Below are 11,005 nucleotides of genomic sequence, written 5' to 3' on the forward strand. Positions count from 1 at the left end.
CGCGAATGCGGTGGGTCAGTCAACACATGTGTGACTGATGTACCGCATTCGCGAGCAAGCCCGCTCCCACATTTGGTTTTGTGTTTGGCTTGAGAGCTAATTACTCAGCGATGAGCCAATCCATCTGCCACCCACCCTGGGTCTGCCCAAGTTTCTTGGACAGCCACGGCAGCAGCTCACGCAGCTCCTCCTCCAGGCCCCACGGCGGGTTGGCAATCGCCAGGCCCGAGCCGGTCAGGGTGTTGGGCGTGTCCAGCGGATGCACCAGCAATTCCACACGCAGCAACTTCGGCGCGCCGGTGCCGGCCAGGTCCTGGTAGAAACGACGCAACATGCGCTGGTCTTTCACCGGGTACCAGATCGCCGCGACCGTCTGGCGCATGCGGCTGACCGCTTCCTTGAGGGACGCCGCGCAGCGCTGCATCTCATCGAGTTGTTCAAACGGCGGATCGATCAGCATCAACGCGCGTTTTTCCGGCACCGGCAGCAAGGCACGTGGCACATGCCAGCCTTCGCCCAAGTGCACTTTGACCCGGCGATCGCCCTTCATGTTGTCCTTGAGCAGTACGCCGTCTTGCGGGTGCTTCTCATTGAGCAATACACGGTCCTGGGGCCGCGTGAGGCGGCGCGCCAGCTCCGGAGAGCCTGGGTAGTAGCGCAACTGGCCGTCCGGGTTCATCTCGTGCAGCACGCGCATGTAATCGGCGGTGAGTGGCGGCAGGTCGCTTTCACCCCACAGCCGCGCAATGCCTTCCAGGTATTCGCCGGTGCGGTTGGCCTGGTCACCCTGCAAGTCGTACAGGCCAATCCCGGCGTGGGTGTCGAGGTAGGCGAACGGCTGCTCCTTGCGCGACATCAAGGCGATGAGGCGGGTCAAGGTCAGGTGTTTGAAGACATCGGCGTGGTTGCCGGCGTGAAAGGCGTGACGATAATTCATGGTTGCTCCTGCGCAGGGGGCGAAGTTTACCTTCTACGGCGGCAAAGGTGCAGGGCTGCGTGTCGGGCGGTGCTTATGTCGCAAAGGCAGACGCGCTGAATGCGTTCCTGTTGCTGCAAGGCCTGGAAACCCTGGCCTTACGCATGGAGCGCCATACCGACAACGCGCTGAAGGTTGCGCAATACCTGCAGGGCCACGCCGACGTGGAATGGGTCAGCTACGCCGGGCTGCCGGACCACCCGCACCACGCACTGGCGCAGAAATACATGCAGGGCAAACCCTCGGCGATCCTCTCATTCGGCTTGAAGGGTGGCTATGACGCGGGCGTGCGCTTCTACGATGCCCTGCAAATCTTCAAGCGGTTGGTGAATATCGGCGATGCCAAATCCCTGGCCTGCCACCCCGCGTCCACCACTCACCGGCAGATGAACGAGCAGGAACAGGCCAAGGCCGGCGTAAAGCCGGAGATGATTCGTCTGTCGGTGGGCATCGAGGCGATTGAAGACCTGATCGAGGACTTGCAGCAGGCCCTGGCTTCAACTCAACTCTGAAGCCAAATACCCTGCCAGCGCTTGAACGCTGATATCAGGGCTGCGCGAAAAGTAGGCGACCTTGTGCCGCAAGGTCGCAGGCGTAAACGCGGTGTAGAGGTCCGGGCGCTGTTCTTCGAGCCATTGCAGCAGGTTGCCGATCAGCACCTGCGGCGATTGCTCGGCCAAGTGCTCAAGCAGCGACGCTGGCACTTGCCACCACGGGCTGGCCTTGGCCGCAGTGGCCGGGCCGGTGCTGATGGCCAGCGGCTGGCCGTTGATCAGGTAGCGCTGAAACACCGGCATCACGCGTCCGGCCTCGTCGCCCAGCTTCTGCAAAATGGGCAGCCATTGAGCGCCATCCCAAAAGCGTAAAAACACTGCTTGCTCATCCGGCAACAGCACTTTGGTCAGGCCTTGCAGGTGCGCAGCCACCGTCTGTGGCGGGCTGGACGAGACCGCGAGCCAACCCCAGTCCGTTGCCTCGGCGCTGGCGACCCAATCCAGGAAGGCACTGCCCGGCTCAACAATGCCCACATAAGGCATGACGCCTTGCCAATCAGCGTAAGCCGTACCCGCCCATATCGAATGCGGCAATTTCCCCGGTGCCAGGGTTTGCCACGCCTTAAGCGGCTTGGCTTCACTGGCGCTGCCCAGCACCACGTAGAGGTGTTCCTCGGGCTGTAGCGGCCACTGTGCAAGCCAGGCGCTGGGAACCATGGACTGAGGCATCGGGGTAAATTCCTTTTAAGGTTCAGGGTGTCCGGGGATATCACATTGGCCGTTCTTGCAGCGCTCACATTCTTCGCAAAACGGCGCACTGCGCTTAAGGCTCGCAATCTGTACGCGGCTGAGCGGTGCCGGGATAACCGCTGACAATTTTTCGGTAATACCCGGCATCAGCGGCATCGGCACGGCAGCAGGAGCACCGCCAATCTGGATCGGCACGCTGCTGAAAATCCCGGCGGCCGACAGCGTGATCGACTGCCCTCCTGCCTGGATCGTCACGCTGGCGCCTGCATCAATGACCACACTCTGCCCGGCGCCGATCTGGATGGTCTGCCCAGCACGCACCTGCTGCGAGCCACCGACGACCAGATGATCATCCTGCTTGAGCTCCGCGAGGCGATTGCCGTGCGTGATGCGCTGCTCTTCACCCAACAGCTCATGGTGCGACTCGCCACCTACCTTGAGCCGACGCTGGTTATCCACCTGTACGTGCTGGTCATGCAATACGTGCTGGGTCCAATCGCGCTGGGCGCGCAGGTAAATCTCCTCGGCACCCTTGCGATCGTCGATGCGCAGTTCGTTGTAACCGCCACCGCCCGGAGTGCTTTGGCTGCGAAACACGCTGCGGGCCTGGTCCGTCGGCAGATCCAGCGGCAACAGGTTCGCCGCGTTGGGCAAGCAGCCCATCACCAGCGGCATATCCACGTCGCCGTTGACGAAGCCCACCAGCACTTCCATGCCGACCCGCGGGATCAGCACCGCACCATAACGGTCATGCGCCCAGCCACTGGCAACCCGCAGCCAGCAACTGGAGTGCTCGTCGTGTTCGCCGTCGCGGTCCCAGGCCATCTGCACTTTGACGCGACCATATTCGTCGCAATGGATCTCAGTGTCGGCAGGCCCGGTGACCACTGCGTTCTGGTAGCCCGATATATGGGGTCGAGGCACAATCAGCGGCGTTCGAAACGGCACATCCCAAGGTGTTACGACAAACTCATTGTGGTAGCCGGGGGAGACGCCATCGTCGTAGGTGTCAGGTGCAGATTCCTCAAGGACCTGAGGCTGCTGCCCGCAATGGTGCAACTGGGTAACCAGCCACAAATTATTCCATTCCTGGCGAGGGTGCCCGGTCATCTTCAGGAACTGCCCAGTGGACAAGGCTGGCTGGTCGCTATTACCGCTGGCTTGGCGAAAGTCACTGCGATGACGCTCAAGCAGCCGTTGCGCCAGGTACTTGCCATGGGTTCGATCAGTGAAGTGCCCAGGATAGTACTGCTCATTCAGCGCAGGCTGTTGCCCGCTGGACACCGTGCTTTCCAGGACCAGGCTGGGCTTTTTGAAGTCGTAATCGCGCCCGCTCACACCGGTGGTGCGGGTCTCCAACCGCAGGATGAAGTGCTTGATCGCAGGGGTGCCGGCAACCAGTGCCGAACCGGCTGAATACGAGGTGGCTTGAGCTGGCTGGGTAAAGACGCTTTGGTCGTCGCCAAACATCAATAGGTGGCGCTCGGGGCTGTGCTGAAAGTGATAGTGAATGCCCGACTCGACGCACAAGCGCTGAATGAACGCCAGATCGGTTTCGCCGAACTGAACACAGTACTCACGCTCGGGGTATTGCCCACTCAGCTGAAACGCAAAGGCATCAGCCTGGATCCCTTGAGCCTCCAGCACCCGCGCAATGATCTGCGGCACGGTTTGTTTCTGAAAGATCCGCTGGTGCGTGCTGTGTTCCAGGTAGGCCAACTGCGGCACCAAGGTGATCTGGTAACGGGTCAGGCGCTTGCCCGAGTCGCCTTGCGCCACCCGGCACACCTGGCCATGAATGCCGTGCCCTTGCGAATCAAACCCCAGGAACGCCTGACGGTGCAGGAGGCTATCGAGGTCCAGGTCGGGCTGTTCGCTCACCAACTCAAGGTCAAAACGAAAAGGCAGGCTGATAAATTCATCACCCGTAAACCCACGAACCTTGAGCTCACTGGGCTGCCCATCGAGGGTCAGGTTAAAGGCACTTTGATTGGCAAGAGCGAACATCCGGTGTTTCTCTGCGAGGGCTGGGCGAGGGATTCTGCACCAGCTTTTCGCCCACCAGAGCACACCACAGGCAAATCAGTAAGCTCCTACATCCTGGGTGCCCGATTCTTCATGTATCTGGCGTCGAAGGCGCACCAAGGCCGTGCTAGCGTTATAGCTCCTCCTCACCGGCTCACTGGAAAAAGCATGACCACCCGCTACGCAAAAATCATCCTGACCTTTGCCCTGGCGGCCTTCGCCACCATGGTCGCATTCAACAACATCACGGACTACGGCTCCAACTTCGCCTTCGTCCAACACGTGTTGAGCATGGACACCACCTTCCCGAACAATGCCGCCATGTACCGGGCCATCACTACGCCGTGGATGTGGCACGCGGCCTACGTGCTGATCATCCTCGGCGAATCGCTCACCGCCGTGCTGCTGGCGCGTGGCGCACTGTCGCTGTGGCGTGCGCGGCACGCGGGTGGCGCCGAATTCAACCGCGCCAAGGCAAGCGCAACCGCCGGCCTGACCCTCGGCTTTGTGGTGTGGTTCTTTGGCTTTATGGTGGTGGGCGGTGAGTGGTTTCTGATGTGGCAGTCCCATCAGTGGAATGGCCAGGAAGCGGCATTCAAGTTCTACATGGCGATTCTGGGTGTGCTGATTTTTCTCAATCAGCAGGAGGCTGGCTGAACTGACAGCGAGACGCGGAGCGTCCGGGGTGGCATTCCCACGCGGAGCATGGAAACGATCAAAACGATCAAAAAAAGGCCCGCTATCCTAAGGATGCGGGCCTTTTTTCTAACGCAATTGGCGCTTAACGCCCACCGAGTTACTTGTTGAGGTTGTAGTCTTTTTCGGCTGCATCAAAACGCTCGACCATACCCGCCGTCGGTGCGCCCATCTTGCTCACGAAATAGATCGCCAGGCTGGCGAAGATAAAGCCCGGGATGATTTCGTACAGGCCCAGCAGGTTGAAGTGCTTCCACACGATCACGGTGATCGCGCCGACCAGAATACCGGCCAGTGCGCCGTTGCGGGTCATGCCTTTCCAGATCACCGAGATCAGCACCACAGGGCCGAACGCAGCGCCGAAGCCGGCCCAGGCGTAGCTCACCAGGCCCAGTACGCGGTTTTCCGGGTTGGCGGCCATGACGATAGCGATCAAGGCAACCACCAGCACCATCAGGCGACCGACCCATACCAGCTCACGCTGGGAGGCATTCTTGCGCAGGAAAGCTTTGTAGAAGTCTTCGGTCAGGGCACTGGAGCACACCAGTAACTGGCAGCTCAGGGTGCTCATCACCGCAGCCAGAATGGCCGACAGCAGCACCCCGGCAACCCAAGGGTTGAACAGGATTTTAGCCAGCTCGATAAACACACGCTCAGGGTTCTCGGTCACAGGGCCTGCCACTTCCGGATGCGCGGAGAAGTAAGCAATACCGAAGAAGCCCACAGCCACAGTGCCAGCCAGGCACAGAATCATCCAGGTCATGGAGATACGACGCGCCTTGGCAATCGATTTCACCGAATCCGCCGCCATGAAACGCGCGAGGATGTGCGGTTGGCCGAAGTAGCCCAGGCCCCAGCCCATCAGCGAAATAACGCCGATGAACGTGGTGTTTTTAAGCATATCGAAACTGGTCGGGTCCTTGGCTTCGATTGCCAGGAACGTGGTGTCCACACCGCCGGTGGCCAACAGCACGATGATCGGCGTGAGGATCAGCGCGAAGATCATCAAGGTGGCTTGTACGGTATCTGTCCAGCTCACCGCCAGGAAACCACCGATGAAGGTGTAGGCAATCGTCGCCGCAGCACCGGCCCACAGTGCGGTCTCGTAAGACATGCCGAAGGTGCTTTCAAACAGACGGGCGCCGGCCACGATGCCGGAAGCGCAGTAGATGGTGAAGAACACCAGGATCACCACCGCCGAGATAATCCGCAGCAGGCCGCTTTTGTCTTCGAAACGGCTGGAAAAGTAATCCGGCAGCGTCAGGGCGTCGCCGTTGTGCTCGGTCTGTACCCGCAGGCGACCGGCCACGAACAGCCAGTTGAGGTAGGCACCGACGATCAGGCCGATGGCAATCCAGCTTTCCGACAGGCCGGACATGTAGATCGCGCCCGGCAAGCCCATCAACAGCCAGCCGCTCATGTCCGAAGCGCCGGCCGATAGAGCCGTAACCACGCTACCGAGGCTGCGACCGCCGAGGATGTAATCGGAAAGGTTGTTGGTGGAGCGATAGGCCATCAAGCCGATCAGCACCATTGCTGCGATGTAGATCACGAATGTGATCAAGGTTGGATTGCTAACGCTCATAGGAGTGACGCCCTGGCTTTGTTTTTATGTAGCAGCGGTCTGGCAGAAGGCCCACCCATTGGTAACGGGTAGACGAAACGGCGAGCCGCGCATTTATGACTGACGTTTCCCCAGGAAAGCCGCCAGCCGATGAACCGACCCTTGCGAGTGGTTGCACCTTGGGCGCGAATGCTATTCAACAAAGTAAATAAGGTGCAACCAGTTTCTTGAGAATAAGTTGCACCTTGATGTGTTTTCGCGGAAATACCGGTTTTTTGCTCCTTTTCGGAGCAAGAACAGCCGATCTCAGAAGCAAACGCACCAAGAGACAGCGGATTCCGTCGAGGGCCGGAATTTTTCCCGATCACGATCGAAAAATTCCTGAACAATTTGGGTTGCACCCGGTTGCACCTCTGCATGCGCAAAGCTAATCTTGCCGCCAGCAGATGCCACTCGGTAGTGGCACCCATGAGGATAAAAAGATGGCAACGACCACCCTTGGGGTCAAACTCGACGACCCGACCCGCGAACGCCTGAAGGCGGCCGCGACCTCCATTGATCGCACGCCGCACTGGCTGATCAAACAGGCGATTTTCAATTACCTGGAGAAACTCGAGGGTGGTGCAACCCTGACCGAGCTCAATGGCTCGGGCAGCAAGGACGCTGAAGACGCCGGCGAAGTGCAACCGGACCACGCCCACCAGTGCTTCCTGGAGTTTGCCGAAAGCATCCTGCCGCAATCGGTATTGCGCGCCTCGATCACCGCCGCTTACCGCCGCCCGGAGCCGGAAGTGGTGCCGATGCTGATCGAGCAGGCCCGCCTGCCGCAGCCAATGGCCGAGGCCACCAACAAGCTGGCCGCCTCGATTGCCGAAAAACTGCGCAACCAAAAGAGCGCCGGCGGCCGTGCCGGGATTGTTCAGGGTCTGCTGCAAGAATTTTCCCTGTCGTCCCAGGAAGGCGTAGCGCTGATGTGCCTGGCCGAAGCGCTGCTGCGCATCCCGGACAAGGGCACCCGCGACGCACTGATCCGCGACAAGATCAGCACCGGCAACTGGCACCCGCACCTGGGCAACAGCCCGTCGCTGTTCGTTAACGCCGCCACCTGGGGCTTACTGCTGACCGGCAAACTGGTCGCCACCCATAACGAAGCGGGCCTGACCTCGTCCCTGAGCCGTATTATCGGCAAGAGCGGCGAGCCGATGATCCGCAAGGGCGTCGACATGGCCATGCGCCTGATGGGCGAGCAGTTCGTCACCGGCGAAACCATTGCTGAAGCCCTGGCCAACGCGAGCAAGTTCGAAGCCAAGGGTTTCCGCTATTCCTACGACATGCTCGGTGAAGCTGCGCTGACCGAACACGACGCCCAGAAGTACCTGGCCTCGTACGAACAAGCCATTCACTCCATCGGCAAAGCCTCCCACGGCCGTGGGATTTATGAAGGCCCCGGCATCTCCATCAAGCTCTCGGCACTGCACCCGCGTTACAGCCGTGCGCAGTACGAGCGCGTAATGGACGAGCTGTATCCGCGCCTGCTGTCGCTGACCTTGCTGGCCAAACAATACGATATTGGCCTGAACATCGACGCCGAAGAAGCCGACCGCCTGGAGCTGTCGCTCGACCTGCTCGAGCGCCTGTGCTTCGAGCCGCAACTGACCGGCTGGAACGGCATCGGTTTCGTTATCCAGGCCTACCAGAAGCGTTGCCCGTATGTGATCGACTACGTGATCGACCTGGCACGCCGCAGCCGCCATCGCCTGATGATCCGCCTGGTAAAAGGCGCGTACTGGGACAGCGAAATCAAGCGCGCCCAGGTCGAAGGCCTGGAAGGCTACCCGGTGTACACCCGCAAGGTGTACACCGACGTTTCCTACATCGCCTGCGCACGCAAACTGCTGTCGGTGCCGGAAGTCATCTACCCGCAGTTCGCCACGCACAACGCCCACACGCTGTCGGCCATTTACCATATCGCCGGTCAGAACTATTACCCTGGCCAGTACGAGTTCCAGTGCCTGCACGGCATGGGCGAACCGCTGTACGAGCAGGTTGTAGGCAAGGTGTCCGATGGCAAGCTGAACCGTCCGTGCCGCGTGTACGCACCGGTCGGCACCCACGAAACACTGCTGGCTTATCTGGTACGTCGCCTGCTGGAAAACGGCGCCAACACTTCATTTGTCAACCGCATTGCCGACCACACCATCTCGATTCAGGAGTTGGTGGCCGACCCGGTGGCCAACATCGAGCAGATGGCCACGCTGGAAGGCGGCTTCGGCCTGCCGCACCCGCGTATCCCGCTGCCGCGTGACCTGTATGGCAGCGACCGCGCCAACTCGGCGGGTATCGACCTGGCCAACGAACACCGCTTGGCATCGCTGTCTTGCGCGCTGCTGGCCAGCGCGCATAACGACTGGAAAGCCACGCCGATGCTGGGCTGCGCGTCCAGTAATGAAGCCGCTGCACCGGTGCTGAACCCGTCCGACCTGCGTGACGTGGTCGGCCACGTACAAGAAGCCACCGTTGAAGACGTCGACAATGCGATCCAGTGCGCGATCAACGCCGGCCCGATCTGGCAGGCCACCCCGCCCGCCGAACGCGCCGCCATCCTGGAACGCGCTGCCGACTTGATGGAAGGCGAGATCCAGCCGCTGATGGGCCTGTTGGCCCGCGAAGCCGGCAAGACCTTCGCCAACGCCATCGCCGAAGTGCGTGAAGCCGTAGACTTCCTGCGCTACTACGCGGTACAGGCGCGCAACGATTTCACCAACGATGCCCACCGCCCATTGGGCCCAGTGGTATGCATCAGCCCGTGGAACTTCCCGCTGGCGATCTTCAGCGGTCAAGTTGCTGCGGCATTGGCCGCCGGTAACCCGGTACTGGCCAAACCGGCCGAACAAACCCCATTGGTGGCGGCACAAGCCGTGCGTATCTTGCTCGAAGCCGGTATCCCGGAAGGCGTGCTGCAATTGCTGCCAGGCCAGGGCGAAACCGTCGGTGCCCGCCTGGTCGGTGATGATCGCGTCAAAGGCGTGATGTTTACCGGTTCCACCGAGGTGGCGCGCCTGCTGCAACGCAATGTCGCCGGGCGCCTGGACGCTCAGGGCCGCCCGATCCCGCTGATCGCTGAAACCGGCGGCCAGAACGCGATGATCGTCGACTCTTCGGCACTCACCGAACAAGTGGTGATCGATGTCGTTTCCTCGGCCTTCGACAGTGCCGGCCAGCGTTGCTCGGCCCTGCGTGTACTGTGCCTGCAGGAAGATTCGGCAGACCGCGTGATCGAAATGCTCAAGGGTGCCATGGCTGAATGCCGCCTGGGTAACCCGGAGCGCTTGTCGGTGGATATCGGCCCGGTGATCGACGCCGAAGCCAAGGCTGGCATCGAGAAACACATCCAGGCCATGCGCGACAAAGGCCGCAACGTGTACCAGGTGGCGATCGCCGACGGCGAAGAGATCAAGCGCGGCACCTTCGTGATGCCAACCCTGATCGAGCTGGAAAGCTTCGACGAGCTGCAACGCGAGATCTTCGGCCCGGTCCTGCACGTGGTGCGCTACAAGCGCAAAGAGATCGACCAGCTGATCGCGCAGATCAATGCCTCCGGCTACGGCCTGACTCTGGGCGTACACACGCGCATCGACGAGACCATCGCCAAGGTGATCGACAATGTGCATGCCGGTAACGTCTATGTGAACCGCAACATCGTCGGTGCCGTGGTCGGCGTGCAGCCATTCGGCGGCGAGGGTTTGTCGGGTACTGGCCCGAAAGCGGGCGGCCCGCTGTACCTGTACCGCCTGCTGTCGACGCGTCCTACGGATGCCATCGAGCAATCCTTCGTGCGCGGCGACAAGCTGGCTTCACCGGACGTGCGTCTGCGTGATGCCATGAGCCAACCGCTGACCGCCCTCAAAACCTGGGCCGACAGCAATAAGTTCAGCGACCTGAGCGCCTTGTGCAGCCAGTTCGCCGCGCAATCGCAAAGCGGTATCACCCGCCAATTGGCCGGCCCGACCGGCGAGCGCAACAGCTATGCCATCCTGCCCCGCGAGCACGTGTTGTCTCTTGCGGAAGTCGAAGGCGACCTGCTGACGCAGCTGGCGGCGGTATTGGCTGTCGGCGGTTCGGCGGTATGGCCGGAAACTGACTTGACCAAAGCCTTGTTCCCACGCCTGCCGCGGGAAATTCAGGCGAAGATCAAGCGTGTGGCTGACTGGACCAAGGATGAGGTGGTGTTCGACGCCGTTGTGCACCACGGTGATTCCGACCAACTGCGTGCGGTGTGCCAGCAAGTGGCGCAGCGCGGCGGGGCGATTGTTGGGGTGCACGGTTTGTCGCAAGGTGAGACGGCGATTGCGCTGGAGCGCCTGGTGATCGAGCGGGCTTTGAGCGTTAACACGGCTGCGGCCGGTGGTAATGCGAGCCTGATGACTATCGGTTAACTCATGTGGGAGCGGGCTTGCTCGCGAATGCGCAGTGTCAGTCACCAGATGTACTGGCTGATCC

Annotated in this window: 6 protein-coding genes and 1 pseudogene; 3 read left to right on the top strand and 4 right to left on the bottom strand. The window is 61.0% G+C overall.

The window, feature by feature from the left end:
• Positions 1-100: 100 nt before the first annotated feature.
• Positions 101-937, bottom strand: coding sequence for a 23S rRNA (adenine(2030)-N(6))-methyltransferase RlmJ (locus tag ACTD9P_RS28095; RefSeq protein ID WP_438870204.1), 837 nt, complete (start codon positions 935-937; stop codon positions 101-103).
• A 95-nt stretch (positions 938-1,032) separates the two neighbouring features.
• Between ACTD9P_RS28095 and ACTD9P_RS28100 the strand changes: the two are divergent.
• Positions 1,033-1,488: pseudogene (locus ACTD9P_RS28100) on the top strand (PLP-dependent transferase); the annotation flags it as partial.
• Here the strand turns inward: ACTD9P_RS28100 and ACTD9P_RS28105 are convergent.
• Both ACTD9P_RS28105 and ACTD9P_RS28110 read right to left on the bottom strand, forming a co-directional pair.
• A complete protein-coding gene (locus tag ACTD9P_RS28105) occupies positions 1,474-2,199 on the bottom strand; it encodes a DUF4123 domain-containing protein (protein ID WP_438870205.1) in 726 nt (241 codons plus the stop codon). The pseudogene ACTD9P_RS28100 and the gene ACTD9P_RS28105 sit on opposite strands and share 15 nt — an antisense overlap.
• A 15-nt stretch (positions 2,200-2,214) precedes the next feature.
• On the bottom strand, positions 2,215-4,227 hold the full coding sequence (locus ACTD9P_RS28110; RefSeq protein ID WP_438870206.1) for a type VI secretion system Vgr family protein: 2,013 nt from the start codon (positions 4,225-4,227) through the stop codon (positions 2,215-2,217).
• Between the two features lie 186 nt (positions 4,228-4,413).
• On the opposite strand from ACTD9P_RS28110, the gene ACTD9P_RS28115 reads away from it, so the two are divergent.
• The gene (locus tag ACTD9P_RS28115; RefSeq protein ID WP_438870207.1) at positions 4,414-4,902 is read left to right on the top strand and encodes a DUF2165 family protein; all 489 of its coding nucleotides are present in this window, start codon (positions 4,414-4,416) and stop codon (positions 4,900-4,902) included.
• Between the two features lie 139 nt (positions 4,903-5,041).
• Here ACTD9P_RS28115 and putP read toward each other — a convergent pair whose 3' ends face one another.
• Positions 5,042-6,526 carry a sodium/proline symporter PutP gene (gene putP / locus ACTD9P_RS28120; RefSeq protein WP_438870208.1) on the bottom strand — a complete coding sequence of 495 codons (1,485 nt, stop codon included), beginning with the start codon at positions 6,524-6,526 and terminating at the stop codon, positions 5,042-5,044.
• Between the two features lie 461 nt (positions 6,527-6,987).
• Here putP and putA point away from each other — a divergent pair, with 461 nt between their 5' ends.
• Complete coding sequence (gene putA, locus ACTD9P_RS28125; RefSeq protein WP_438870209.1) at positions 6,988-10,941, top strand: trifunctional transcriptional regulator/proline dehydrogenase/L-glutamate gamma-semialdehyde dehydrogenase; 3,954 nt, start codon at positions 6,988-6,990, stop codon at positions 10,939-10,941.
• Positions 10,942-11,005 lie beyond the last annotated feature (64 nt).

This window comes from Pseudomonas onubensis, assembly GCF_965653655.1.
Classification (GTDB): Bacteria; Pseudomonadota; Gammaproteobacteria; order Pseudomonadales; family Pseudomonadaceae; genus Aquipseudomonas.